At 53.4% G+C, this 26,214-nt stretch carries 20 protein-coding genes, 1 rRNA gene and 2 pseudogenes; 16 read left to right on the forward strand and 7 right to left on the reverse strand.

Annotation, left to right across the window (positions count from 1 at the left end):
- Positions 1-126 precede the first annotated feature (126 nt).
- From rrf to EKM97_RS08170, 3 genes are all read left to right on the forward strand, one after another.
- Positions 127-243: ribosomal RNA gene (gene rrf, locus EKM97_RS08160) — 5S ribosomal RNA — on the forward strand.
- A 330-nt stretch (positions 244-573) separates the two neighbouring features.
- The gene (locus EKM97_RS08165; protein ID WP_125571909.1) at positions 574-1,476 is read left to right on the forward strand and encodes an ABC transporter ATP-binding protein; all 903 of its coding nucleotides are present in this window, start codon (positions 574-576) and stop codon (positions 1,474-1,476) included.
- A gap of 1 nt (position 1,477) precedes the next feature.
- On the forward strand, positions 1,478-2,248 hold the full coding sequence (locus tag EKM97_RS08170) for an ABC transporter permease (protein ID WP_125571910.1): 771 nt from the start codon (positions 1,478-1,480) through the stop codon (positions 2,246-2,248).
- A gap of 244 nt (positions 2,249-2,492) precedes the next feature.
- On the opposite strand, the gene EKM97_RS08175 is transcribed toward EKM97_RS08170, so the two are convergent.
- A complete protein-coding gene (locus EKM97_RS08175) occupies positions 2,493-3,335 on the reverse strand; it encodes an aldo/keto reductase family protein (RefSeq protein ID WP_125571911.1) in 843 nt (280 codons plus the stop codon).
- A 280-nt stretch (positions 3,336-3,615) separates the two neighbouring features.
- Here EKM97_RS08175 and EKM97_RS08180 point away from each other — a divergent pair, with 280 nt between their 5' ends.
- Complete coding sequence (locus EKM97_RS08180; protein ID WP_125571912.1) at positions 3,616-5,310, forward strand: NlpC/P60 family protein; 1,695 nt, start codon at positions 3,616-3,618, stop codon at positions 5,308-5,310.
- Between the two features lie 157 nt (positions 5,311-5,467).
- A complete protein-coding gene (locus EKM97_RS08185) occupies positions 5,468-6,346 on the forward strand; it encodes an aldose 1-epimerase family protein (protein ID WP_125571913.1) in 879 nt (292 codons plus the stop codon).
- Positions 6,347-6,392: 46 nt separating this feature from the next.
- On the opposite strand, the gene EKM97_RS08190 is transcribed toward EKM97_RS08185, so the two are convergent.
- The 6 genes from EKM97_RS08190 to EKM97_RS08215 form a co-directional block, all read right to left on the reverse strand.
- Positions 6,393-6,644, reverse strand: a complete 252-nt coding sequence (locus EKM97_RS08190; protein ID WP_125571914.1) for a GlsB/YeaQ/YmgE family stress response membrane protein — start codon at positions 6,642-6,644, stop codon at positions 6,393-6,395.
- Positions 6,645-6,922: 278 nt separating this feature from the next.
- Positions 6,923-8,383, reverse strand: coding sequence for an ABC transporter substrate-binding protein/permease (locus EKM97_RS08195; RefSeq protein WP_125571915.1), 1,461 nt, complete (start codon positions 8,381-8,383; stop codon positions 6,923-6,925).
- Between the two features lie 77 nt (positions 8,384-8,460).
- Positions 8,461-9,201, reverse strand: a complete 741-nt coding sequence (locus tag EKM97_RS08200; protein WP_125571916.1) for an amino acid ABC transporter ATP-binding protein — start codon at positions 9,199-9,201, stop codon at positions 8,461-8,463.
- An 18-nt stretch (positions 9,202-9,219) separates the two neighbouring features.
- Positions 9,220-10,632, reverse strand: coding sequence for an amino acid ABC transporter substrate-binding protein/permease (locus EKM97_RS08205; protein WP_125571936.1), 1,413 nt, complete (start codon positions 10,630-10,632; stop codon positions 9,220-9,222).
- 1,102 nt (positions 10,633-11,734) lie between these two features.
- On the reverse strand, positions 11,735-12,556 hold the full coding sequence (locus EKM97_RS08210; protein WP_125571917.1) for a hypothetical protein: 822 nt from the start codon (positions 12,554-12,556) through the stop codon (positions 11,735-11,737).
- A gap of 329 nt (positions 12,557-12,885) precedes the next feature.
- Positions 12,886-13,812, reverse strand: coding sequence for a DMT family transporter (locus EKM97_RS08215; protein WP_125571918.1), 927 nt, complete (start codon positions 13,810-13,812; stop codon positions 12,886-12,888).
- Between the two features lie 234 nt (positions 13,813-14,046).
- Here EKM97_RS08215 and EKM97_RS08220 point away from each other — a divergent pair, with 234 nt between their 5' ends.
- The 11 genes and pseudogenes from EKM97_RS08220 (at position 14,047) to EKM97_RS08265 (ending at position 26,192) form a co-directional block, all read left to right on the forward strand.
- A complete protein-coding gene (locus EKM97_RS08220) occupies positions 14,047-16,074 on the forward strand; it encodes a DHH family phosphoesterase (protein WP_125571919.1) in 2,028 nt (675 codons plus the stop codon).
- 39 nt (positions 16,075-16,113) lie between these two features.
- Positions 16,114-16,566, forward strand: a complete 453-nt coding sequence (rplI, locus tag EKM97_RS08225) for a 50S ribosomal protein L9 (protein ID WP_125571920.1) — start codon at positions 16,114-16,116, stop codon at positions 16,564-16,566.
- Positions 16,567-16,827: 261 nt separating this feature from the next.
- A complete protein-coding gene (locus tag EKM97_RS08230) occupies positions 16,828-17,412 on the forward strand; it encodes a uracil-DNA glycosylase family protein (RefSeq protein WP_125571921.1) in 585 nt (194 codons plus the stop codon).
- Between the two features lie 9 nt (positions 17,413-17,421).
- Positions 17,422-17,586: pseudogene (locus EKM97_RS12270) on the forward strand (maltose acetyltransferase domain-containing protein); the annotation flags it as partial.
- Between the two features lie 246 nt (positions 17,587-17,832).
- Positions 17,833-17,926: pseudogene (locus EKM97_RS12275) on the forward strand (DapH/DapD/GlmU-related protein); the annotation flags it as partial.
- A 618-nt stretch (positions 17,927-18,544) separates the two neighbouring features.
- Entirely contained in the window at positions 18,545-19,468 is a 924-nt protein-coding gene (locus tag EKM97_RS08240; protein ID WP_318530780.1) for an ABC transporter ATP-binding protein, read from the forward strand.
- Positions 19,455-21,074, forward strand: a complete 1,620-nt coding sequence (locus EKM97_RS08245; RefSeq protein ID WP_125571924.1) for an ABC transporter permease — start codon at positions 19,455-19,457, stop codon at positions 21,072-21,074. Before EKM97_RS08240 ends, EKM97_RS08245 begins: the two co-directional genes overlap by 14 nt.
- Before the next feature lie 37 nt (positions 21,075-21,111).
- Positions 21,112-21,771: a TetR/AcrR family transcriptional regulator gene (locus EKM97_RS08250; protein ID WP_125571925.1), complete on the forward strand. Its 660-nt coding sequence runs from the start codon at positions 21,112-21,114 to the stop codon at positions 21,769-21,771.
- Between the two features lie 227 nt (positions 21,772-21,998).
- Positions 21,999-23,045 carry a hypothetical protein gene (locus tag EKM97_RS08255; protein WP_125571926.1) on the forward strand — a complete coding sequence of 349 codons (1,047 nt, stop codon included), beginning with the start codon at positions 21,999-22,001 and terminating at the stop codon, positions 23,043-23,045.
- Positions 23,046-23,461: 416 nt separating this feature from the next.
- Positions 23,462-24,838, forward strand: coding sequence for a replicative DNA helicase (gene dnaB / locus EKM97_RS08260; protein ID WP_125571927.1), 1,377 nt, complete (start codon positions 23,462-23,464; stop codon positions 24,836-24,838).
- A 193-nt stretch (positions 24,839-25,031) separates the two neighbouring features.
- Entirely contained in the window at positions 25,032-26,192 is a 1,161-nt protein-coding gene (locus tag EKM97_RS08265) for a hypothetical protein (protein WP_125571928.1), read from the forward strand.
- Positions 26,193-26,214: the final 22 nt, after the last annotated feature.

Genomic DNA, 26,214 nt, shown 5'->3' on the forward strand with positions numbered 1-26,214 from the left:
AGTGATGCTTGTAGCGGACCAGTACTAATCGGTCGAGGACTTAACCAAGCAGTCGCAAATGCGCTGTTCGAAGCAAATAAAACAATGATGTCCAGTTTTGAGAGCATAAAGTTCTCAACAAAATAGTGTGGTGGCGATAGCGAGAAGGATACACCTGTTCCCATGCCGAACACAGAAGTTAAGCTTCTCTACGTCGATAGTAGTTGGTGGGAAACTGCCTGCGAGGGTAGAAAGCCGCCGCGCTCTAAGTAAGCATCTAGTCTTTGGACTAGGTGCTTTTTTGTTGTCTCAAAAAAGACAACAGGGTTGCCGAGTGGGATGGACTTGATCTGCAGTAGTGCTTCACGATGTAATTGGTATTGATGTATTTTTTTATCATCTCGGCCTTTAGGCTGATTTGCGATTGGGGCGTCCTTGCTATAGTTAAAGATGTACTAAGACCAAGGAGGCATCATTATGCTGATTGAATTCGGAGCAATTATTATCATTACCGGCCTACTTGCGGTCGATAAGCCGTACGCTGCCTTTTTGGCACCACGTACGCAGGAGTAAAGATCGACTAGGAGGAGAGAAATGACAGCAATGCTTGCGGTTAAGGACCTGCAAAAGTCCTTTGGCAACAAGAAAGTTCTGCAAGATGTAAGTTTTGAGGTGGAACGCGGACATATCGCTGCACTGGTAGGACCAAACGGGGCTGGGAAGAGTACCATCATGAAGTCTATTCTGGGCCTCATCCCAACCAATGGGGGCAGCCTGAGTGTGGACGGCCAGCCTGTACGCATTAATAGCCACCAGGCACTTGAAGAAGTCGGTGCACTGATTGAGTACCCGGGGATTTACCCCTTCCTGACCGGCCGGCAGCATCTGGAACTGTTCGCTGACGGTAAGGACAAGAGTGCTGACATCGATAGCGTGGTGCACGCCATGGAGATGGAACGCTACATTAACGTGAAGGCCAAGAGCTACTCGCTCGGAATGAAGCAAAAGCTGGGTATTGCCCAGGCACTGCTGAACAAACCGGAACTCGTCATTTTGGACGAGCCGATGAACGGGCTGGATCCGCAGGCTGTGAAGCACTTGCGCGACGTCATTAAGGAGATGGCCGCAAACGGCACGACTTTCTTGATCTCCAGCCACATTCTGAGTGAACTGGAAAAGCTCGCTGACACCGTTTTGATTCTGAACAAGGGCGTCATCGTTGAACAGACCAGTATGCAACAACTCAAGGATGGCACACAGACGGTCTTTGCCATCGCGACCGATGATGATGTACGCGCCAAGAAGCTACTCACCGCGGCTGACATTGCGCTTGCCCCTGGCGACGCCATTGGCATTTTGCAGGACGAACGGGGCGGCTTAGACAGCGCACTGCGGCTCCTAATTGGTGCTGACATCCACGTGCTGGCTGTTGATCACGTCGAAGGCGACCTGGAGACGTCCTTCCTGAACGTCGTGAACGCTAAGGAGGTGCGTTAAGATGCTGCAATTACTGAAGCAAGAACTTTACAAGCTCGTACACAAAACGGGGACTTGGATTGCGTTGGGCGTTATGCTCGGGGTGCAGGTGCTCATTGCCATCTTGGCGAAGGGCGTCCCGGATTTCCTGGACGCAACTAACGCGGTGAGCGGCAACTTCATGGGCTCTGCGATTGCGCTGTTCATCATGATTGCCTCCGCGGCCTCCATCATCGCGATGGAGTTCCAGTACGGCACGATTCTCCAGCTGCTCTACCGCAAGTATTACCGCAGCCAGGTGTTTATTAGCAAAATTATTGTCATTATTGGTCAGGCAATATGCCTGTGGGTGATTCAGTTCGCCTTCACCATGCTGCTGAAAGTCATCATGTTTCCGAAGGTCGACCTGAGCCAGAGTATTGGCCACGGGCAGACCTTGCTGTCCGGCATGGTGCGCGGCAACGCATCTGAATTGCTTTCTGCCATGCTGCTGCTGAGCATCGTGGTGCTCCTGTCGACGCTGTTTAAGTCTAATGCGGCGGCCATCACCACCGGTTACATTGGCTACTTCGTGATTCAGATTGCCTCCAGCATGTTGCTGCTGGTTATCGACCGCTGGGAATGGGTGAAGTGGAACCCACTGACCATGCTTCTTTTCGGTCAGCAGGTGGCTTCACCAGATTTGTCCAAGCTTACTCACCTGAGTACCGGTGTGATGGCGGGTGGTTCCGTTGTCTACACGATTATCTTCGCGGGGATTGCTTACGCCTTCTTCCGCAAGCGTAGCGTATAAATACAATTCAATTCAAAGAGGGGCTGTGCCAAAAGGCGGTTAGCTCCCGATATACAAGCAAGCACCGGCCGGAATCCCGAACTTAGGATTCTGGCCGGTGCTTGTTTGTATGTTAGGGAGCCCTCCGGTGTCCGTCTCACTACGCGCTGAAGCGCTAGGTCGACTGGCTGCCTTTTGGCGCGCGACCACGATGTAACATTCGCGTGCTAAATCCTTTTGTCATAGCCCCCTTTTGCGTGTCGTCTTAGTACAAATTGTGTTCTTCACCTGGTGCGGTGTCCACGAGTTGGTCGAGCGTCTGCATGTCTTCATCACTAATGGTGAAGTCGAGCTGAGCGTTTTCCGTGATGTGGGCAGGGTTGACCGCTTTAGGCAGCGGCAGTACCTTGTTTTGCAGGCAGTAGCGAATGGCGACTTGCGCAACTGTGGCGTTGTAGTGCGCAGCAATTGCCGCGACGTCCGTATTGTTGGTTAAGAAGCCAGTAGCCAGCGGCGAGAAGCCTTCCACGAGCAAACCTTCCTTGCGCGCTGCGGCGACGTTGGCGTCCTCCGTGAAGCCAATGTAGTACTGCAATTGCAGGGCCATGGGCTTAATTGTGCAGTGGGCGTACAGGTCTTCTTGGTCACGCGCGTTGAAGTTGGAGATACCGATGGCGCGCACCTTGCCGGTGGCGTAGATGTCTTCCAGCGCCCGCCAGACTTCGCGGTTTTGCTTGCGGTAGTCGGCGCCGAAGTCATCCCATGGCCATGGCGCGTGGATCAGGTACATGTCGATGTAATCCAGGTCGAGCTTGGCAAAAGATTCCTGGAAGGCGTTCATCGCGTCCGCGTAGGTCTTAGCGTGGGCGGGCAATTTGCTGGTGACGAAGATGTCTTTGCGGGCAATGCCACTGGCGCGGACGGCGCGGCCAACGCTGGCCTCGTTGCCATACTGCCAAGCGGTGTCAATGTGGCGGTAGCCGGCCTTTAGTGCAGCCGCAACCGCGCCTTCTGCGACGGGGCCGTCGGGAACCTGCCAAGTGCCGAAGCCGACTTGCGGAATGGTGACGCCGTTAGGGAGCGTGAACGTTTCAGTTAATGCTGTCATTGTGTTGCCTTCTTTCTATGTATTAGCGCAATTGTAGCACTACATAAGATTCAATATTGATATTTATGCTAATTGCTGATTGGCGAGCGATATTTTCCCATGAATATGTGTATCCGTTTGCATCTGTAACATCGTTGTAACGTGGGCAGAGTACAATAAACCTGTGTACGTTTAGAAAAACTGAAGGATGTTTCAATTTCGCTTAAGACAACGCGTAGCGAAACACGAAACCACGGCATACGCGTCGTGATGTGTTTAACAAACGGAGGAATCATAGCATATGGAACAGACAAGCAAAAAAGCGCAGCCTAACCAACCAGTGCAGCGCGTAAAACTATTTAAGACAAACAAGGGCTGGATGACAGCCGGGATTACAACGATGGCGCTCGCCGCCGGTGCGGTTACTTTTGCAGGCACCAACAACGCGTCTGCCGCTACCTGGAAGGCGCGCTCGGTTGCTGACATTGTGGATCAGATTAAGACCGCCACAACTAAGTCTACTTACACCATTAAGTGGGGCGATACCCTCGAAACCATCGCCCAGGCACTTGAACAGACTGGCATCAAGACCAGCGCTGACCGCCTGGCCGAAATCAACCACATTGCCAAGGCTGACGTGATTTATGCTGGTAACAAGTTGACCTTTACCGGGACCGGCTCCACGGCCGTAGCGACCGTTAAGCAGAGCGATGGGACCAAGAAGAGCTACAACTTGGATCCAAACAAGCAGGCACAGGCAAGCACCAAGGATGTCCAGGAAGCTAAGCAGAGCCAGCAAAAGGTCGCCGCTAAGGCTGCCCCTGTTGTGCAGGCTAAAGCTGACACCGCCAAGACCAGCGCGGCTGCCAAAACGACGGCTGCAGCCGCTAAGTCTGATGACACTGCAACGACAACTGCCACCGCGGCTAAGACTGACGACAATGCAACTGCCGCCACTACGACAGACAGCAGTGCTAAGTTTGAACAGGCCGTTAAGGATGCGGGTTACACCTACACCAAGACGGACGATGGTCAGTACGCTTTTGAACTGACTTCCGGTTCTGCAAGTGATGCTGCCGCAATTAAGCAGCTTGCTAGTGACAATCAGGTCACCAACTATGAGTACACCGACAGCAAGCTGACCGCACTGACGGCCGATTTGCAGGCAATTGGTGTGCAGGTTAAGTCCGCTAGCGGTGCTTACACGTTTACGGCTAAGAACGACGCGCAAGCCTCTGCTGCCAAGAAGCTCATTGCTGCTTCTGGCCTCAGCAGCAAGTACAGTATGAAACTTGTTCTGGTGGGTGCCACATCAGCACCTGCTGCCACAACGCAGACTGCAACAGCGTCTGCCGATTCAGCAACGACCAGTGCAGCCGCAACAACAGCTGCTAAGGCTGCGCCAACTAGTGCTGCAACGACGCCAGCCAAGGCCACGACCAGCAACTCTGCTGCAAGCACCACCGCCGCTAAGACGACTACAGTAGCTACTAAGGCGACGACGACTGCCGCAAGCACGACACCGGTTAAGACCAGCACCACGGCCAAGACCACAACGACGGCCGCTAAGACAACCACAACTGCTGCCAAGACTGCGGCAACGACCACCAAGACCAGCAGCAATGCGAGTCGGACGGCCAAAATCAACGCAGTCATCGCGCTGGCGAAGCAGCAGCTTGGCAAGCCATACTCCTGGGGTGCCAAGGGACCTAGCTCCTTTGACTGCTCCGGTCTGATGTACTACGTCTTCCTGAACGCCACCGGCAAGAACATCGGTGGTTACACCGTACCGCAGGAAAGTGCCGGCACGCAGGTTTCCGTAAGCAATCTGCAGGCTGGGGACCTCGTCTTCTGGGGTAACCACGGTAACACCTACCACGTGGCGCTGTACCTTGGTGGCGGTCAGTACCTGGAAGCACCTAAGCCAGGTTACAATGTCCGCATTTCCACATTGAGCTCTTACTTCATGCCAAGCTTTGGTGTACGGGTTTTCTAAATGAATTTTGATTTCGGGGATGTCTTCGGAATTTAAAATAGCACTACAACAAGTTAGGGCCGGCGGGAATTCCCATTGGGGCGTTCCGCGGCCCTAACTTGAGCACCAAAATATAAGCGCTTACGAGCGTATTGTTAAACAACTAGGGGGAAACATTTTGATCACAATCGAGAATCAGCAGTTTAGCGCAACAATCAATCCTGAAGGGGCAGAGCTGACCACGCTCACCCGTAAGTCTGACGGCCGCCAGTACATCTGGAATGACACCGAGGGCAAGTACTGGGGCCGGCACGCGCCGATTCTGTTCCCAGCAATCGGTAAGTCGAACGATGACAAGTACGTCTTGGACGGCAAAACTTACGGCATGCACCAGCACGGCTTCGCGCGTGACTACGAATTCGATACTGTGGACAAGGACCGCGACTACCGTGTGACCCTCATTCAGCACGCCACCGCTGAAACTAAGGCGATGTACCCATTCGATTACACTTTGAGCGTTACCTACACTCTGAGTGACAACGGTCTGCACGTGGAATACAAGGTTGAAAACGGCTCTGACGTCGACATGCCTTTTGCCTTCGGGTCACACCCTGGCTTTGCGCTCGAACAGCCGCTGGAAAACTACACCGTAACCTTGGATGACGCCGAGACGCCACTGACCAAGTTCGGCATCGGCCCTGTGCCTTTCCGCAACGGTGAAGTAGAAGCCTTCACCGAATCTGAAGGTAACACCGTGCCACTGAGCCACGAACTGTTGGACGACGGGTTGATTATCATCAACGCGCCGGCCGCAAGCAAGGCGACCTTGGCTTCTAAGGACGGCAGCTACAGCATCAGCCTGTCCTTGGCCGACTTCCCATACCTGACGCTCTGGAGCCCAGAAAAGAAGAACGCACCGTTTGTCTGCGTTGAACCTTTCAAGGGTCTGCCTGATCAGAAGGCCGACCAGCCAACTGACTGGCGCGAAAAACAGGGCAACAATGTTGTTGCCGCTGGTAAGGACATGCGCTTCGGTTACGAGCTGACTTTAGGTTAATGAATTGGCAAAAAACGCCGCGACTCAGTCGCGGCGTTTTTGCGTGCTAATGGTTGTAACTCGCCCCAATCAGCGATGCGATGAACACGAAAATCATCGCCCCGATGATGGCGGGGAACAGGGGCATCCCCGCAAAAGTCGGGCCCCATGCCCCTAGCAACTTGGTACCAATCCACGAGCCGAGTAGCCCAGCGACGATGTTGCCGCCGCAGCCAAAACGCATTTTGCGGCCAACGAATGCGCCACCGATGGCACCAATCACGGCACCGACTACCAGAATCCAAATGAAATGCAGCATGATGCCGCCTCCTTTAAACTTGTTGAATTAAGCATAGCATGTTAGCGAGCGGCAGGGTTCGGGCTAAAGTCGGAACTTGGAATAAGATATGATTCCTAGAGAAAAAATCCCCGGCTGATGCTGATATCAGCCGGGGATTTATTACTTGTTACGCATTTAATTTTGTTCTGCACATATCACATATTTAGAGCCAATTGTACTCACTGCTTGCAGTGTTAGTACAATGGCCATCGGCATTAATATGGATAAGCAAAGTGGAAAGGCAAGCATAGCGTTAATTACGCATTCATTCGTTTCTGCACATATTTAGACAGCCATGTCAGCACCGTAATAATCACTAGGTAAATCAGCGCCACCATGGTCCAAATCTTGAACCCTTCCATGTTGCGGGCGATGATGATCTTCCCGGTTTGGGTCAGTTCCAAGATGCCGATAATCGACAAGATGGAAGTGTCCTTCAGCGTGATGATGAACTGGTTGATGAAGGACGGTACCATGATCTTAATCCCTTGCGGCAGGATGACGCGGCGCATGGCTTTGCCCCATGGCAGGCCCAGAGAACGCGCTGCTTCCATTTGCCCAACATTGACGGCACCAATGCCGCCCTTCACGAAAGCGGCCGTGTAGGCCCCCTCATTGAGCGTCAGCGTGATAATCCCGGCGACGAAGGCCGGAATTTTGGTGCCCGTTAGGCTCGGAATCCCCGTGTAGATGAAGAGGGCGAGTACCAGCAGCGGCAGACCGCGGAAAATGTAGATGAAGGTGATGGACACGCCGCGGGCGAACTTGTTCGGCACGACGCCCAGCAGACCAACGAGTACGCCGACCAGTGTTGCGCAGACGATGGCAACGAGCGTCACCAGCAGCGTTTGACCCAGGCCACTCATGAGCGTGCCCCAGTTTTCTTTCAGCAGGCCGAAGAAGCTGCGGTCGTTTTCCTGCACCTTCGCATTCTTCTTTTCTTGGGAAGCGACGGTGCCGTTGCCGAGGTACTTGGCGACAATTTTGTCGTAGGTCCCGTCCGCCTTCACTGCCTTGATACCGGCGTTGATTTTGGCGGCCAGGTCATCTGTGCGCGACTTGCTGGTGGCGATGCCGTAGTATTTCACGGTCTCCGGCTTGTTCAAAATGCGCAGCTTCTCGCCCGTGGCAATGGCGTACTGGAGCACTGGCTGGTCATCGAAGCAGGCGACCGAGTTGCCTGTGGCGACGTCTTGGTACATGTTGTTGGAGTCGTCGAAGGTGACGGTCGTGAAGCCGTACTTCTTCTTAATCGAGTTGGCGTAGTCCGCCGCGGCGGTCCCTGTCTTGATGGCGACGCGCTTGCCCTTGAGGTCCTTCAAGCTCTTCAGCTTGGAATTCTTGGCAACGGCCGCAACCGGACCAGTCGGGTAGTAGGGCTTGGACATTTGGAACTTGGCCTTGCGTTCGGGCGTGATGGTCATCCCGGCAATGACCCCGTCAATTTGCTTGGCCTCCAGGGCCTGAACGGCCGCGTTGAAGCCCAGCGGCTTGACAACGACCTTGAAGCCTTCCTTCTTGGCAATCGCGTTAATCAGGTCGAGATCAATCCCGATGTACTTGTTGTTCTTATTCGCGAATTCAAAAGGCGCGTAAGTGACGTCGGTGCCGAAGGTGTAGGTCTTCTCCTGGGCGGCGTGGGTGGTTTGCGGCGCGAACGCACTGAAGAAGGCGATGAGGCTGAGAATGAGGAGGGGCAGAAGTTTTGGACGTTTCATTACAAAAGGTGACCTTTCTTGTCTGGGGGTCCGGGTTCACGGCAAAAAAGAGAGAATTACTTCTCTCTTTTTTGTGACTATGCGTTCATAACCTTACTTAAGAAGCTTTGCAACCGTTCGTGCTGCGGGTGGTCGAAAATCTGTTCAGGCGTGCCCTGTTCCAGAATTTTGCCATCGCCGAAGAACACGACGCGGTCCGCTACTTCGCGGGCAAAGCCCATTTCGTGGGTCACGATGACCATGGTCATGCCGCCCTTGGCGAGCTTGCGCATGACTTCGAGCACGTCGCCGACCATTTCGGGATCCAGCGCGCTGGTGGGTTCGTCAAACAGCATGATGTCTGGCTGCATGGCTAGCGCCCGCGCAATGGCGACGCGCTGCTTTTGCCCACCAGACAGGGATGCCGGCTTAGCGTCGGCCTTTTCGCTCAAGCCAACGGTTTCGAGCAGTTCGCGGCCGGTCGTTTCGGCGTCGGCCTTGGACTGCATGCCCAGTTCGACTGGGGCCAAGGTGATGTTGTCCAGAACGGACATGTTCGGGAACAGGTTAAAGTGTTGGAACACCATCCCGATGTTCTTGCGCACCTTGTCGATGTTGACGCCGGCGTGGGCGATGTCCTGACCGTCGATGATAATTTCACCGCTGGTAGTTGTCTCCAAACCGTTCATCATCCGCAGCACGGTACTCTTGCCGGCACCAGATGGGCCGATTAGGACCACAACCTCGTTATCTTGCACCTGCAGGTCGACGCCCTTGATGACGTCGTTGCTGCCGTACTGCTTGTGAACATCCTTCATTTCAACTCGTGTAGTTGTCATATTTTTCGCCTCTATGCCTTATGCGTTAATCTTCTTCTGAACCCAGTTCGACAGCCAGGTTAATACTGTGATGATGATCAGGTAAATCAGGGCGACCATGGTCCAAATCTTGAAGCCTTCCATGTTCCGGGCGATGATGATTTTCCCGGTCTGAGTCAGTTCCAGCAGCCCGATGACGGACAGGATGGACGTGTCCTTCAAGGTGATGATGAATTGGTTAATGAAGGAAGGAATCATAATCTTAATCCCCTGCGGCAAAATGACGCGGCGCATTGCCTTGCCCCAAGGCAGGCCCAGTGAACGGGCGGCTTCCATTTGACCAACGTTGACGGCGCCGATACCACCCTTCACGAAGGCCGCCGTGTAGGCCCCCTCGTTCAAGGTTAGCGTGATAATCCCGGCGACGAACGCAGGGATTTTGGTACCCGTCAGGCTGGGAATCCCGGTGTAGATGAACAATGCGAGCACCAGCAGTGGCAAGCCCCGGAAAATGTAGATGAAGGTCGTGGCGGTGCCTTGGGCAAACTTGTTCGGAACAACGCCGAGCAAGCCAATCAGAATCCCGATAATAGTCGCTGTAATAATGGCGACAATGGTCAAAATCAGCGTTTCGCCGAGGCCGCCCATGAGCGTGCCCCAGTTGGACTTAAGCAGGCCGATGAAGCTGTGGTCGCTGTCTTGCGTGGCGGCGTTCTTCTTCTTTTGGGAAGCAATCGTGCCGTTGCCGAGGTACTTGGCGACGATTTTGTCGTAAGTGCCGTCAGCCTTCAGTGCCTTGATGCCGGCGTTGATCTTCGGCAATAGCGCTGCCTTGCTCTTCTTGGCTACTGCAATTCCGTAGTAGCCAGAGAGGGCAGGTTTGGTGACAATCTTCAGCTTGAGGCCGGTCGCAATGCCGTACTGCATGACGGGCTGGTCCTCGAAGCAGGCAACGGAATTACCCGTGGTGACGTCCTGATAGACGTTGTTGGAGTCGTCGAAGGTGACGACGGAGAAACCGTACTTCTTCTTAATTGAATTGGCGTAATCAGCAGAACTGGTCCCGGTCTTCACGGCAATGCGCTTGCCTTTCAGATCCTTCAGACTCTTGATATTAGAGTCTTTCTTGACGGCCATGACGACCCCAGATTTGTAGTAAGGGTCAGACATGGCAAGCACCTTCTTGCGCTCAGGCGTAATGCTCATGCCGGCAATCACGGCGTCCATCTGGTCGGCCTCAACGGCTTGCACGGCGGCGTTGAACCCGACTGGTTTGATAACCACCTTGAAGTTTTCCTTCTTGGCGATTGCTTTCATCAGGTCAATGTCGATGCCGACGTACTTATTCTTCGCGTTCGCGAATTCGAAGGGCGCAAACGTCACGTCAGTCCCAATCGTGTAGGTTGGCTGCTGTTCGGCCGCCTTCACCTGCTTGGGCGCTACAAACGCCATAATTGAAATGAGACTGGCTACCAAAACGGACCAGAACAACTTATGTTTCAAAACCAACACCACTCTTTCGTGAATTTTTCAAAAACGATGTTTCTAGCGTATCGGTATTTGTAACACATGTCCATGATTTATGTTAGCTTATCTAACACGCGTGACCAAAAAAACGCTTTTATTGTCGCAAAAGGTGGCGAAAAGGTGATTGATATAAGCTTAAAGTGCTTGATGCATAACGGCCGAAGTATAGGAAAAGGGACACAAAAAGCGTCCCGAATCACAGCGGGGCGCTCCAATAATGGCGGGGACTACGGCTAATGGTCGTGGCTCCCTGGGGAAAAATAGCATGTCTTTTGCGCGTCGCACCGTGAATTGAATTTGCTTGTAAGGGATGACGCGTGTTGCTTAAAGGATCGGTGCGGCGTGCAAACTACTGATAAGTCATGGCTCGGGTAACCACTCCCGGGTCCTAATGGGGTGTTGGGTCGTGGATCCACTGGCATGGCTGCCGGCGCGGATCGGACGTGTGAATGCTGGCATGGCTAGGCACCAGCCGCGCGTCACGCAATACTCAACCTGCTGAAAATAGCACCAATTGGGAGTCGGTGCAAACTGCAAAAAAGCACGTATGAGAAATGACTGTGAAAATGGCGTTTGCCATTGATAACGTTCGTTATGTTTGTGTTTTCACGTTTGAAATGGTGGTTGCTGTGAACACGTGACTCATGCCAAATGCCAAAATTAGTGTGAGTATTTGCAGTATTTTCCAAGCCAACACTTGCAATTAAAAGCTCATTTCAGATTAGAAAATAATTTTTTGCTTAGTAGACCAATTTTTAGGAGCGGTGTAGACCAAACAGTCATGGCTGTGCGAAACGTTCATAATTTACGAGGAGCGTTTGCAAGTGCGTTGGGAGACATTCACGTAGTCGAGCTGCGCCGAACTGATTTCTGCGCTTAGCCCAACTTCGCCTCCGGGCTATTCGCCCTCCGCCAAAGTTACGCTAATGCTCAAAATCCGTAAATGCTCAACTTCTAAACGGGTGCTTCGCTTTGTGTACAAAAAACCGCCTCGCTGGTCAGCGAGACGGTCGTTAATGTTCAAAGGTTAACGCACTGCGGATTCCGCGGTGGCAATGGCGCTACTCCCAGTGAGGACGTAGACCGTTGCGCCGGAGTTCCAGCTGATGGACTGGAGGCCGCTAGCGGCGTTCATGTTGAACTGCGCGGCACCGTGGGTGGTAGGTGCGGGCAGACTCTTGGTCCGGAAGATTTCAACCAGCTGCTTACCAAGGGCGGTTGGGTCCTGGTTAGCTTGGTTGCTGGCCTGAACGGTGATGGACCAGTTACCTTCGTTCCAGTGCAGGTAGGTTGAACCGGCTGCACCTTCCTTGGTGGCAATCTGGTTGTCACCGAGGTTAACGGTTGGCAGGGTGCTGTCACTGTCAATCCAGTTAATGGCTGCCGCTGCAGCAGCGGTACTGCCGTAGGTCTTCTTGGTCAGCGTGAAGTCAGCTGTGCCCTGAAGAGAGCTGTCATTCAGATCAACTGCATTGTTGCCGCCGTAGAACTTCACAACACTGTTGCTGCTGGAACCACTAGCCGTTGCGTTGACGTACTTGGCGCTGCTGCTGATGCGGGATGGCAGCCACTGCTCACCAACCTGTTTCTTAGCCGCGGCGGTCACATCGTTGTAGTGATTACCGGTGCTAGTGGTGGCGCTGGAACTAGATGCTACAGAGCTGCTGGATGATGCGGCAGCAGAGCTACTTGAACTTGCCTTTTTGGAGTCGCTATCTTTCTTAGTCTTGCTGGCAACCTTACTGGACTTGGTTGCGCTACTGGAGCTATCCTTGCTCGAGTTATTGCCGTTGGCGCCGCAGCCAGCAAGCAAACCGGTAAGGAGTAAAGCGATAATTGTCTTCTTCATTTCAATCGCCCCTTTCACCTATAATTTTGCCTTATTTCGCGGGGGATGCAAGCCCTTTACGCAAATTTAGAAAGTGAGGCTGCAGCAGAGGGCGCTCATGGCCCGTAGTACAAGGCCGCTCCGGTTAGAATCCCGGTTTTAGGATTTTTGTCGGAGTGGTCTTGTACGGCAGGGCCATGCCCTCTGCTGTGCGACTAGTGAGGCTGCAACCAAAAGGCTTTATTGCATACCAAAACCGGACCCAATGGCGTTGCTGTGGATCCGGTTCATTTTAGTTATTTTGCAAAATGCGCTTACGCCGCTGCGGATTTTGCCATTTATTGCGGAATCTACTGGCGACGCGGAATGAGGTCGCGCTTTTTGCGCGGTTGCCAGCTCATCATGAAGACAGCGCCGAGGACGCTGATGATGCCGGCCAGCTGTAGCGGGTGGAAGGCCAAATTCAGGAAGGCGACGGACAAGATTGTTGCCGTGAGCGGCTCAAAGTTGCCAATCATACCGGCGATGGCCGGACGCAGTACCTTTAGGCTAGACACGTAGAGGATGTAGGCAAGGAGCGTTGCGCCGAGCACCACGAAGTCAATCATTAGCCAGCTGACGGGGTGCAGGTGCTGCGGCAAACGCCAAACGGGGTGCCACAGGTTGGCGGCGACACTGCCGACGATGAGCCCCCAGCCAACCACGACCAGCGGTGATTCTTGCATGAGTAGTTTACGCGGCAGCAGGGTGTACGCCGCGCCGGTGCAGGCGGCAATGAAGCCCCAGAACACGGCCAGCGGGGCCACGTGCAGTTTGCCAGGGTTGCCGTCCGTCACTAATAGGAAGACGCCGGCCAGTGCGATGATAATGGCTAGTGCGTCAATGAGGCGCGGCAGGCTGCGCTGCGTAACGCAGAAAACGATGGTGATTAGCGCCGGTACCAGTGACAGCATGATGGTCGCAATGGCCGCGTTGCCGTAAAAAATGGCGAGCATGTAGGTGAGCTGGGCAAGGAAGACGCCAACGATGCCGAATGCCACCTGACGGATGGCACTCGCGGGTGTCCGCCATACACGCAGTAGTGGCTTCTTAGTTGCGGCAGCGAACAGCAACATCAGGATGCCGGCAAAAGTCAGGCGCATGCTGACAATCCATTCGGGACTGGCGTCGGTAGTGGTGAACAGAATGTTGCTGCACACGCCGCCAATGCCCCACATACAGGCGCCGATACTGGCGTTGATGGCGGCGCGGGTGGTGCTCATTGGGGAATCACTCATAAGAGGCGGATCCTTTCGCGATGTCCGGAGACAAATTTATAAAGCTATGTAGATGCTGATACACAATATTTTTAGTATAAGCATCGCCGCGGCGCAAAACTAGCCTGATTAAGGAACGACTGACCGAATTCTGCACAGGCAGCGCTTACAGTTAAATTTAGTATTAAGACCTTAACAATGGTAAAATATCTCGGTAGTGACGTCTTTTTCTGAGAGGAGCTTATGCGAATCGTCATGCAGAAGATTATGAAAAAAATCAAGTTACCCGCGTTTATTGAGGACGTCCGGCTCCGGTACGTATCGATGGCAATGTTGGCTTTGGCCGTCGTTGGCATTATCGTTGCGGCCATGATTCGGCCGTGGCTCGCGCTCGCCATGACCGTGGTCCTGCTGGGGCTGGTCATCGCGTCCTTCTACACGCTCGAAACCATTACCAGAAATACCAATAAATACATCAAACATTTGTCCTACCGCATTAAACGCGGTGAGCAAGAAGCCCTCGTGCGCATGCCGATGGGGATTCTGATGTTCGACAAGGATTTGAACATTGAGTGGCTCAACCCCTTCCTCAGTCAGTATTTTGACGATGACGAGGTGCTTGGGCAGAACCTGGGCGACGTGGATTCGGAGCTGGCGGAGATTATTCGCAGCAATCAGAACGTCCAGGAGCCGCGGCGCGTGCACTGGGGTAACCACCAGTTCAACATCACCGTGCAGACCGGCATTGGCGTTGTCTACATGATGGACGTGACGCCGTACGCCAAGATTGAGCAAGAAGCAGCCGACCAGAAAATCATCATCGGCCAGATTTTCCTGGATAACTACGATGAAGTGACCCAGAGTCTGGACGACCAGCTGGTCTCCAACCTGAACAGTTTTGTGACGACGGAGCTCAACAATTGGGCGACCGAGTTCGGCCTGTTTGTGAAGCGGGTCGATGACGATCACTTCCTCATGATTGCCTACACCAAGTCGCTGACGGCGGTTGTGAAGAATAAGTTCAAAATTCTGGACACCATCCGCGAGGGCACCAGTAAGCAAAACGCGCCGTTGACCCTGTCCGTCGGGATTGCGTACGGCGACTCCGACCTGGCGCAGCTGGCGCTGACCAGTCAGAGCAACCTTGACCTTGCGCTGGGGCGTGGGGGCGACCAAGTGGTCGTCAAGTCGAAGGCCGGCGAAGCAAAGTTCTACGGCGGCAAGACCAACCCAATGGAAAAGCGGACCCGTGTGCGGGCACGCATGATTAGTCAGGCGCTGCAGGAACTGTTTAAGCAGACCGACAAAATCTACGTGGTCGGCCACGAGCGGCCCGACATGGACTCTGTGGGTGCGGCGCTCGGGATTCGGCGCATTGCGCAGATGAACGGTAAGGAGTGTTACGTGGTGCTCGACCCCACGAACTTGCATTCCGACGTTGAACGGCTGATGGAAAAGGTGGCAAGCGATACCGAACTGGCCAACCAGATCATCACGCCAGACGCCGCTTATCTCGGGGCAACTGAAAAGAGCATGCTGGTCATGGTTGACCACAGCAAGCCGTCCATCACGACGGCGCGCTCGCTCTACGATAAGTTGCAAAACCGTGTTGTGATTCTGGATCACCACCGCCGCGGTGAAGAATTCCCAGATAACCCAATGCTCGTGTACATCGAGCCTTATGCTAGTTCCACTTGCGAACTGATTGCGGAAATGTTCGAGTACCAGCCGCAAGGTAGCGCGCCGCTGAACAAGTTGGAAGCGACCGCGATGCTCGCGGGGATTACCGTGGACACCAAGAGCTTTGCACTGCGCACTGGGACGCGGACATTTGATGCCGCCTCCTACCTGCGTTCAATGGGTGCGGACGCGATGCTGATTTCCACGATGCTCAAGGAGAACGTGGATAACTACATCCAGAAGAACCACCTGATTGATGGCGTTGAAATGATTGGCGACAATATGGCATTATGTACGGGTGAAGAACAAAAAGCTTACGACCCCGTCATCGCGGCACAAGCAGCAGATACTTTGTTGTCGCTGGCCGGAATTGATGCCAGCTTCGTTGTCACGCGCCGGCGTGATGGCAAGGTCGGCATCTCCGCACGCAGTTTGGGTGATGTGAACGTGCAAGTCATCATGGAACAACTGGGTGGGGGCGGCCACTTGAGTAACGCTGCCACGCAGATTGAGAACACCACGGTTGCAGACACCAAGGGCGAACTTTTGAACGTCATCAACAAGGTCATGAACCAAAACGACGATGAGGATGACGAGGCGTAACGTAGAACGGCTCCGCACACTTAGAAAGGACTGTTAAACATGAAGGTTATTTTCACTGAAGACGTACGTGGTAAGGGTAAGCGCGGTCAGCTGAAGGAAGTACCAGACGGCTACGCACAGAACTACCTGATTAAGAACAAACTCGCCAAGTTGGCGACACCAGCGGCTGTCAGTCAGCTAAAGGGCCAAGAGCGCGCTGAAGAAAAGAAAGTTGAGGCCGAAAAAGCCAAGGCCGTTGCGCTGAAGACCAAGCTTGAAGCTGACGATACCGTCGTTGAGATTCAGTCTAAGGCCGGCGACGACTCCCGGCTGTTCGGTTCTGTACCTAGCAAGCAGATTGCGCAGGCACTGGAAAAGCAGTTCGGCTACAAGGTCGACAAGCGCAAGATTGATTTGGAAGAACCAATCCGCGCCCTGGGCTACCGCAACGTGATGGTGCAGCTCGCACCCGGTGTGAACGCGAAGATTCGGGTGCACGTGGTTGCGAAGTAGTGTGCGGAACCCAGCGGGTAGCTTCTGAGCATTAGCCTGACTTTGGAATTGACGCGGTTTTTGCGTCAGTTTCAAAGCCGGGCTAAGCGGAGCCATTTGCACTCACTGCTTTAGCAGTGTTAGTGCAATGGACACCGTAGGGGAAGCTGCTGGGTGGAGCCGTTCTCAGCAACGTTCATCCACACCACCAAATATTCCAATCAAAAAAGCGGTGGCGTTAGCCACCGCTTTTTCCATCCCATCTACTGAAGAGGCAAATTCATGCAGACCTTAGACCAAATCAAGCAAGCCATCATCGCCGATCCGCAGAACGCAGAGTTCACCGCGCGTGGCATTGATCCACTCTATGCCTTTGACCCGCAAGCCAAAATTCTGCTCATCGGGCAGGCTCCCGGTCAGCAGGCGCAAGATAAACGGCGCTATTTCGACGATCCGAGCGGTGAGCGTTTGCGCGAATGGTTGGGCATGTCCCGGGAAATATTCTATGACCCGTGGCAACTGAGTATTTTGCCCCTGGATTTTTATTTTCCAGGTAAGGGCAAAAGCGGTGACCTGCCGCCGCGCAAGGGCTTTGCGGCCAAGTGGCACCCGCAGATATTGGCAACGATGGACCGCCAGCCGCTGACCTTGCTGGTGGGGGCGTATGCGCAGAAATTTTACCTCGGTAAGCGGGCGAAGAAGAACCTGACGGCGACGGTGCAGGCGTACCAAGACTACTTGCCGCAGTACTTTCCGCTGGTGCACCCGTCGCCGCGCAACAACATCTGGATGGCCAAGAACCCGTGGTTTGCGGCGGATGTATTGCCGGAGCTGCAAAAGTTGGTGCACGCGGCGCTTGCGGATTAGGAGGACAATATGACGAGATTACGAGACATCATTAGTAGCGACAAGCATTACGCGCTTGATTACCGGGCACAGGATCCGAACGCGCACAATAACGCCTACGATTTGTGCTGGCAATTGAACCAGACGAATCCGCGGGACACGCAGAAGCGCCGCGCTGTTCTGGAGCAATTACTTGGTGATGCTGGGGATGAACTGTTCGTGGGGTCTAACTTCCAGTGTGATTTTGGCTTCAATATTCACACCACGGGTCTGAGTCTCATCAACAGTAACGTCACCATTCTTGATACTTCACCAGTGCGCTTAGGCGATGGGGTGTTCCTCGCGCCCGGCGTTGTGATTGCGTGCCCGCAGCACGCTTTAGTCATGGAGCAGCGCTTGAACGGCATTAGTCATTCGCAGCCGATTACGCTTGAAGATGGCGTGTGGGTCGGTGCGAATGTCACCATCATGGGTGGCGTCACGATTGGCAAGGGCAGTGTCATCGGCGCTGGCAGTGTCGTGACCAAGGACATTCCGGCTGGCGTCATTGCGCTCGGGGCACCATGCAAGGTGCTGCGGCCGATTACGGAGAATGACCGGATTGACGATAGTTTCATCACCGATGTGACGGGGATGCCGTTGTAATTTATAAAGCGATTCACAACGCGATCAGCTTGTGAGCATTAACGGAATAAAAGCCGAATTCCCGGTTTAGGGGGATTCGGCTTTTATTGTGTTAAGCGGAACAAGTTGCGTTGTGAAGCGCGTTTTCAGGCCGCATTCTCACTTTGTTTAAGATTGGTCAGGATGCGGTCGGTGTCGCTTGGCGGCTGCTGTGAAGGTGTGTTCAGACTCTGATCTACAGTTATTTTGGAAAAATGACTCGTCAGTCATTGACTCGCGGGTCAAAAGAGAATACACTCAGGTCGTAATCGAGGGAAAGACCTCGGTGACGGTGTCATTATTAATACTTGTAAGGTAACTTGCGTGTGAGGTCAGTGCACTGACTTTACTTCGCAGTCGCGCACTAGCGGGCAGCCTCCTACTGCACAAGCCAACTCCCGTCAAAATCCCCAAACCAGGGATTTCGCCGCGAGTCACCTTGTGCTCCGGAACCTACGCGCCCGTAATCGCAGCCTATTTGGAGGACTTCATCATGACAGAACCCGTGGTTAACATTCAGCACCTACAGAAGAATTTTGGTAGTTTCCACGCCCTGAAGGACATCACTTTGGATGTTCAGCCCGGAGAAGTGTTTGGCTTCATCGGACCAAACGGTGCCGGCAAGTCGACCACAATCCGCACACTTCTCGGCATTCTCAAGGCCAGCGGTGGTAGTGCCCGCATCTTCGGCATGGACGTCTGGAAGGACGCCGTGGCCATTCACAAGCGCATCGCTTACGTGCCCGGTGACGTTTACCTGTGGCCGAACCTCTCGGGTGGGGAGGCCATTGACCTGTTCTTGCGCCTATCCGGCCAGAAGCACTCGGCCCGCACTGACGAGTTGATCAAGCTCTTTGACCTCGACGTGCGCAAGAAGTGCCGCAGTTACTCCAAGGGTAACCGCCAAAAGGTCGCCCTCATCGCCGCCTTTTCCACGCAGGCGGATCTTTACATCTTTGACGAACCAACCAGCGGCCTGGATCCACTGATGGAGGAAATCTTCCAGAAGCAGGTGCTGGCACTCAAGGATGCCGGCAAGAGTGTGCTACTTTCCAGCCACATTTTGAGTGAAGTGGAACGCATGTGTGACCGCATCGGCATCATCCGCGCCGGCGAAATTGTCGAAACCGGGAGCCTGGCCGACATGCGCAAGCTCAGTCGTACCAACATCACCGTGCAGACCAAGGATGCACTGGACAGCGTCAGTCAGCTGCCCGCCGTGCACGGCTTCACGCCGGACGCCAAAGTCGCTAATAAGGCCAGCTTTGCGGTCGACTCCGAAGAACTGGACGGCGTCATCGCGGCGCTGGGCAAATTGACCATTGTCAGCCTGCAGAGCACACCACCAACACTGGAAGACCTGTTCCTGCGCTACTACAACCAGAAGGGGGACGAGGGCGATGCTCAAAAGTAAGTTTGCGGGCACGGGTCTGCTGCTGCGGACCTACCTGCGGCGTGATTGGCTACGCATTCTGTTCTGGTTCCTCGGCCTCGCGGGGCTCATGGTGGGCGCTGCCGGCAAGTTCGACACGCTGTACGGTGACGCTAAGGCGCTGGCCTCCATCACGACGACCTTGAAGACGCCCGCAATGGTGTCGATGTTCGGACCGTTCCCGGACGCCAAGACCTACACGTCCGGGCTGGTGTACGCCGCGATGATGATGGTCTTCATGGGCCTGTTCACCGCCATGATGAACATCTACTTCGCCGTGAAGAACAGCCGCGCCGAGGAAGACACCGGGGTTAGCGAACTGATTTCTGCCCACGCTGTTGGCCGCTGGAGTCAGCTGCTGGCCGCAACACTGGAAATCGTGCTGATTAACGTCCTCATTGGTGCTGTTGAAGCGGTTGGTTTGCAGGCAGCCGGGATGACCGGTGCCAACATGGAAGGTAACTGGCTGTTCGGCATGGGCCTGGCCGCCTTTGGGATTATGTTCGCGGCCTTCAGCCTGCTTTGTGCGCAGATTGTTAGCAGCGGTCGCAGTGCCACCATGCTCAGCTACGGCGTGCTCGGTATCCTCTACGTTGCGCGGATGGCCACTGACGTCAAGAACCCCGACCTGAGTTGGTACACCATCTTCGGCTGGATTGAAAAATTCGACATCTACCGCAACAATAACTGGGGACCACTGTTTCTGATGCTAGGTCTGGCGCTCATCGTGTTCATTATCGCCTTTGCGATTGCGGCCACGCGTGACGTCGGTAGCGGCATTTTGCCACAAGGAAAGGGCCGTCGCGGCGCCAGTCCCCTGTTGCGCGGACCGTTTGGCCTCATTGCGCGCCTTGAACGGATGAGCACCATCGTATGGCTCGTTGCCCTGTTCGGGTTGGGCGCCAGCTATGGTTCCATCTTCGCCAACATTGGTGATTTGCTGAAGTCCAACCCCACGATGGCCAAAGTACTGGGCAGTGCGGCAACCGCTTCTGCCAACCGGACCATTGTGCTGTCCTTTGCGGGCACGCTGGCCATTATCTTCGCGGTTACGGCGACGGTGCCAGCACTGTTGACGATGCTGCGCCTCAATAGTGACGAGAAGAAAGGCTACCTGGAGCAACTGCACGCGCGCGGCATCTCCCGGCTGCACCTCTACAGTGCCCACCTGGTGTACGCCGTGCTGATCGGGACAGCTGCCCTGGTGCTCGGTGTGCTGGGGATGGCTCTGGCTGGTAACGCCACGATGGATCGCGCCATTGCGCTGTCGCGCTTTATGCGCGCCGTGTACGGCTACTGGCCAGCGCTGATGCTTGTCATTGGCTTTGCGGCCTTGCTGGCGGGCGCCCTACCGCGCTTCCAGTCGCTTGTCTGGATTCTGCCGATTTACGGCGTGTTCTCCCTTTATATCGGGAAACTGCTCGACCTGCCCGAGTGGGCGGGCAAGCTCACGCCTTTTGGCTGGATTAACAATGTGCCTACTGCGCAGGTTGATTGGGGCGCCGCGGGGTGGATGACCGCTGCCGCCCTCGTCATGATGGTGCTTGGGTATATCTGCTACCGGCAGCGTGACCTGAAAATCAATTAAGTGTAGACTTTAAAGGACAAACAAGGGGGAAATCGTCATGCCGAAACGTAATGGACCAAAGGATCCTGACAAAGAGGAGCGCATCTTAACCGCCGCGATTCGCATTTTTGCGCGCGACGGCTACCAGCACGCTAAAACTGACGAAATCGCCGCTGCGGCGGAGGTTTCCAAGGGCCTGGTGTTCAATTACTTCGGCAGCAAGGCGCAACTCTACGTCGCCGCGGTGCAGGCAGCCTACGATGGTTTAATCGCGAAGGCCGACATGTCCGTTTGGCAAGACGCCCCCGACCTCAAGAGTATGGTGGTGCGCGCCACCAAGTACAAAATTCAGATGCAACTCGCCTATCCAGACGAGTTTGCGCTCTCCATGCAGGCTTACGCGGACGTTGGCAATCTGCCCAAAGGTTTGCGCGACCAGGTGGCTGCAATCTGGTCGGATAAGTTAGCACAAGTGATGCCGGACATGGTGACGCCCGTGCTGGAACGTACCAAACTGCGCCCCGGCGTGCGCATCGAAACGGTGCAGAAGCTCATGAGCGCGATGGTCATGCTGATTGGCGAGGAGACCAAAGTCCTGGTGCAGGCAAAACCGGACATCACCATCGGCGAGATGAGCGGCATCATCGCTGAGGTGGAGGACTACATGGACATTATGGAAAACGGGTTTGTAGATAAGGCTGCACCAAGCGGCGAATAGGCCTATATGACATAGGGTAGTTCTGACGGGAATTTATTTTAATCTTCGTCAGAACTACCCTATTTGTTAGGCATACTAATCGGGTTCTAACGTGTTCTCTGATAACGACAAGTTTTGTAAATGATGAAGTATGTTATGCGCCCATGATGTCACGTGAAGAGTGGAAGTTATAGCAAGTTGTGTTATCGAGAATGTTGAATATAAAGCCTTATGCTTTTGGAGAATTTATGTTGAAAGAACAAAATGCGATTTGTTGTTGGTTAAAGTGGTGTAATGACAACGAAATTAAACCGTGGCTTTTTGATTTTAAACAGTTTTTTCGCGATAGTGTGTGGACATCAGATAAAATCAATGATGAAACTCATTTGAACGAATGGTTACTATACAAATTTGAAAAAAAGTACTCAGAAAATGTAAAGAAGGTTCCTCCCCTTTTAAACTGCTTTGAAAAGGGAAAGAAAGTGGATAAAGATCCAGACAAGATTGCTCGTCCTATTTACAAAGTACTAGGTTGGATAGATTCCAATAGCATTCATGCCGATGGTGATCAGATGAATTCGTTTCAAACGACATTTACCCAATTGTTTGCGATTAAATCTTCTAACCGAGGGAGAACAAATGGTGCACCGTTCTCAGATGAAAATCTAGAGTGTTACCGAAAACATTATTTTGAACAAATTCCTGAAGTTAGCGATTTGTTCAAAGAAATGGTGCAAGACCTTCAGCAGAGCCCCCAAAATTCTAAACAGAATATATTTAATGAATTTGCATTTAGAAAGAACGAATTAATCTTTAAAAACTTAAAAGAATTTGCGGGATTGACGCATTCGATAGGTAATTTTATTGTCATGCCCGTTAAATATAATCTTGTTCGTGGTTCTGCAGAACAAGTACGTGATTATTGGGACTTATCTCTGCAAGTTATTCATGATTTATTTTATTCTGCAGGGGATATTGGAAGATCTGCATGGAAAAATTTTGTTGAACAGTTTTATTTACAACCTTTTGTTCGTCGGAATGATTATTCTGTAGGTGAATTATGGACTGGACACTTGACTGGTCAAATTTACCCACAAAGTTCTGTGCAAGTTGAGGAATTCTATTATCGTGTGAACATGTTGATTGAAGAACGTGGAAAGTGGATTACCAGAATTCTATGTGAAAAATTAGATAGTGAATTAGATAGTGAAACGAAAAAATTTTACCTTAAAGAGTTGAAACTTGGTTCTATGGATCACATTCGTTTCTATGATGAAATCATCGAAAAAGAGTAAGTGTCAAAGAGATAGATTATTTATATTTCCCATTTTCATGATATTTGGATTGAGACAGTTGAGAAATAAAGCTGATTACTTTCATCACGTTGATAGTGGGTTGCCTAAGTCGAGTGTTAGACATCTAATGTAGAAACGCGTCCGTTGTGTTAGAATTTACCAGTGTCTTAAATCGAAATACGTGCGCACCGCGCAACTTGGTGCAGCACGTGGCAAAGGGCAGATTAGACAATGCGCAACTACCTTGAATAGTTGGCTTTGGCTGGTCTGCTCCTTTGCCACTAGCTTATTAATGTTACATCGTGGTCGCGTGCCAAAAGGCAGCCAGTCGATCTCGCGCTTTAGCGCGTAGTGAGACGGACACCGGATTCTGACCGCCTTTTGGCACAGCTAATTAAAACAGGAGGTAATCTCACATGGATCAGCCAACAACAGGGCGCCAGCTGCCCCAGAACAACGAGGCCGAGCAGGCCGTACTGGGCTCCATTCTTATTGATTCGGACCGGATGGCCGACGCGCAGGAATATGTCACCGAAAATGACTTCTACCGGCGTGCCAACCAGCTCGTTTTCCACGCGATGACGGAATTGTCAGACCGCGGGGATGCCATCGATAACCTGACCGTGAAGGAAGAACTCGAGCGTGAAAATGCGCTGGAGGACATCGGCGGGATTACCTACCTAGTGGAATTGGCCGACGCCGTTTCCGCCGTCACCCACGTCAGCTACTACGCGCAGATTGTGAAGCAAAAGGCGACTAGCCGGCGCCTGATTCAGGCTGCCAGCACCATCGCCGAGCGTGGCTATGACGACGAGGAAGACCCCGACGTCCAGTTGGAAGAAGCCGAAGAAAAAATCGCCCAGATTTCGCAGGGTGGTGGTCAGGACTTCCGGCGCATTTCGGATGTACTGAACTCAGCTATGAACGACATCGACCAACTCATGCAGCAGCATGAAGAAGTCACCGGGCTCGCAACGGGCTTTCCGGACCTGGACCGGATTACGACCGGTTTTCACGAGGACGAACTCGTGGTTATCGCCGCCCGTCCCGGGATGGGGAAGACCGCGTTCGCGCTGAATATCGCGCAGAACGTCGGCACCAAGACCGACGAAGCCGTCGCCATTTTCAGCTTGGAAATGGGTGCTGAATCGCTGGTTAACCGTATGCTCTGCAGTGAAGGTAGCATCAATGCCAACCACCTGCGCACCGGGCAACTGACGGAAGAAGAAACCCGCAACCTGATTGTGGCCATGGGTTCGCTCGCCAAGACAAACATCTACTTCGACGACACACCAGGGGTGCGTGTGGGTGAAATTCGCGCAAAATGCCGCCGTTTAGCCCGCCAGCCGAACACGCACCTTGGCCTCATTGTGATTGACTACCTGCAACTGATTGAAGGTTCCGGTAAGGAAAACCGTCAGCAGGAAGTCTCCGATATTTCCCGGCAGCTCAAGAAGCTAGCTAAGGAACTGCACGTTCCGGTCATCGCCATGAGTCAATTGTCCCGTGGTGTTGAACAGCGTCAGGATAAGCGGCCAGTTCTGTCTGATATTCGTGAATCTGGGGCGATTGAACAAGATGCCGACATCGTGGCCTTCCTGTACCGTGACGATTACTATCGTGATGAAGAGGGCGGCGATGACGACGACAATGAGCAGGATCCAGAAGATCAGGATGTAGGGGAAATGGAAATCATCATTGAGAAGAACCGTAGTGGTGCGCGGGGGACGGTTAAGTTACTGTTCGTGAAGTCACTGAACAAGTTCTCCTCGATTGCCTACCAGCCATCGTAGTGGTGAACCTACTCTTAGAACACTAAGAATAAATTTTGATTGTGTCACGATACTACACAGTCGCGTGCTAAAAGGCAGGGCTCTAATGTATAGGGACACGCCAACAGAAATCTTAAATGCGGGATTTCCGTCGTCGTGTCCTTATACACCGGGTCCTAAACGACTTTTAGCACAGCCTTGGGAGGTTAATGCAATGGACGGAATTATGATGAGCTTACTCGCTGCCAAGGCGCAGCGCCTGCTAATTAACCTCTACCAAAAGGACGTGGAGGATTTCTACACCGGTTATGTGCAGGAAGTGGCCAGCGACGGTGTGGTGCTGAATACTTACAGTGACGCGGGTTTGGCCGATGGGGCCGCCTACGTCACTTTGGGTGCCATCGACTCTGTCGAGGTGGCCGGCGCGGATTTGAACACGATGCAGTATCGCATTGCCAAGTCAAACGATAAGGCGTTCAGTGCGATGCCCGCCGCACCGCTGCGCTTGCCACTGAATGCGGATAACCCGCTGCTCTACCAGGTGGCCGAGAACATGCGCCGTACCGGTCAAGCGGTGGTGGTCGTGTCGATGGACGCCGAGAATTACCTGGAAGGGCAGATTACTGAAGTGAGCGACAGCGCACTCGTGCTGAAGGTCTTCAACAAGTTCAATTACAGCGATCACCGACAGCTCACTGTCGATTTCTCCAGCCTGACCGTCCTCGAGTTTGAGGGTTACGACCTGATGCTGGAGTCAGTGCTGCTCAGTCAGCGCGGTCAGTTGCAGCACGAACCCACCAGCCGTTACCGCAACAATGGGCAGTTGGGCAAAATTTTCAAAATTGTTCGCGATGCCGGTCAGTTGATTGCGGTGATCACCCGGGTTAATAACGATAACTTCTACGTCGGCCGCGTGCGCGCCGTCAGCAATGAGTTCGTTGTGATGGCGATGCTCGACATGTCGGGGCAATTTGGCGGCTATGCCATCATCCGCCTGCGCAACATCAACTTCGTGCTCACGGACTCGGACTATGTGCAGACCGTAGCTTTCTACGAAGCTTGGGCAACAAAACAGCATTTTGCCCAGGCACCAGGACTCAACCGGGCGCGCGAATTCAATGACGGCGCCGACTTCCTGGCCGACATTGTCGCCGAGGCCGAAATCATGGGTAAGGTGCTGCGCGTCCGCAGTGCCGAGCAGAGTGACCCGGTGAACGGCAGCATTGTGGCCACTACCGACAAGGGCTTCACGCTCAAGCCGTTCGGGCAGTCGGATGCGGAAGACATTAGCTTCCGCTACGAGCAGGTGCTGGATCTGACCTTCGATAGCGTGTACGCGTTCCTGCAGGAGGAATGGCTGCGGGATAGTGAATAGAATTGACGCGGAGGACTGGCAA

Source organism: Lacticaseibacillus songhuajiangensis, from assembly GCF_003946025.1.
In the GTDB taxonomy this organism is placed as follows: domain Bacteria; phylum Bacillota; class Bacilli; order Lactobacillales; family Lactobacillaceae; genus Lacticaseibacillus; species Lacticaseibacillus songhuajiangensis.

Excerpts from the sequence above, each read along its gene's own strand:
- EKM97_RS08230 (WP_125571921.1), top strand. The coding sequence starts at position 16,828 with ATGCAGACCTTAGACCAAATCAAGCAAGCCATCATCGCCGATCCGCAG.
- EKM97_RS08210 (WP_125571917.1), bottom strand. The coding sequence starts at position 12,556 with ATGAAGAAGACAATTATCGCTTTACTCCTTACCGGTTTGCTTGCTGGC.
- rplI (WP_125571920.1), top strand. The coding sequence starts at position 16,114 with ATGAAGGTTATTTTCACTGAAGACGTACGTGGTAAGGGTAAGCGCGGT.
- EKM97_RS08165 (WP_125571909.1), top strand. The coding sequence starts at position 574 with ATGACAGCAATGCTTGCGGTTAAGGACCTGCAAAAGTCCTTTGGCAAC.
- EKM97_RS08170 (WP_125571910.1), top strand. The coding sequence starts at position 1,478 with ATGCTGCAATTACTGAAGCAAGAACTTTACAAGCTCGTACACAAAACG.
- EKM97_RS08265 (WP_125571928.1), top strand. The coding sequence starts at position 25,032 with ATGGACGGAATTATGATGAGCTTACTCGCTGCCAAGGCGCAGCGCCTG.
- EKM97_RS08220 (WP_125571919.1), top strand. The coding sequence starts at position 14,047 with ATGCAGAAGATTATGAAAAAAATCAAGTTACCCGCGTTTATTGAGGAC.
- EKM97_RS08255 (WP_125571926.1), top strand. The coding sequence starts at position 21,999 with ATGTTGAAAGAACAAAATGCGATTTGTTGTTGGTTAAAGTGGTGTAAT.
- dnaB (WP_125571927.1), top strand. The coding sequence starts at position 23,462 with ATGGATCAGCCAACAACAGGGCGCCAGCTGCCCCAGAACAACGAGGCC.
- EKM97_RS08175 (WP_125571911.1), bottom strand. The coding sequence starts at position 3,335 with ATGACAGCATTAACTGAAACGTTCACGCTCCCTAACGGCGTCACCATT.
- EKM97_RS08180 (WP_125571912.1), top strand. The coding sequence starts at position 3,616 with ATGGAACAGACAAGCAAAAAAGCGCAGCCTAACCAACCAGTGCAGCGC.
- EKM97_RS08215 (WP_125571918.1), bottom strand. The coding sequence starts at position 13,812 with ATGAGTGATTCCCCAATGAGCACCACCCGCGCCGCCATCAACGCCAGT.
- EKM97_RS08190 (WP_125571914.1), bottom strand. The coding sequence starts at position 6,644 with ATGCTGCATTTCATTTGGATTCTGGTAGTCGGTGCCGTGATTGGTGCC.
- EKM97_RS08200 (WP_125571916.1), bottom strand. The coding sequence starts at position 9,201 with ATGACAACTACACGAGTTGAAATGAAGGATGTTCACAAGCAGTACGGC.
- EKM97_RS08195 (WP_125571915.1), bottom strand. The coding sequence starts at position 8,383 with ATGAAACGTCCAAAACTTCTGCCCCTCCTCATTCTCAGCCTCATCGCC.
- EKM97_RS08205 (WP_125571936.1), bottom strand. The coding sequence starts at position 10,632 with ATGGCGTTTGTAGCGCCCAAGCAGGTGAAGGCGGCCGAACAGCAGCCA.
- EKM97_RS08245 (WP_125571924.1), top strand. The coding sequence starts at position 19,455 with ATGCTCAAAAGTAAGTTTGCGGGCACGGGTCTGCTGCTGCGGACCTAC.
- EKM97_RS08250 (WP_125571925.1), top strand. The coding sequence starts at position 21,112 with ATGCCGAAACGTAATGGACCAAAGGATCCTGACAAAGAGGAGCGCATC.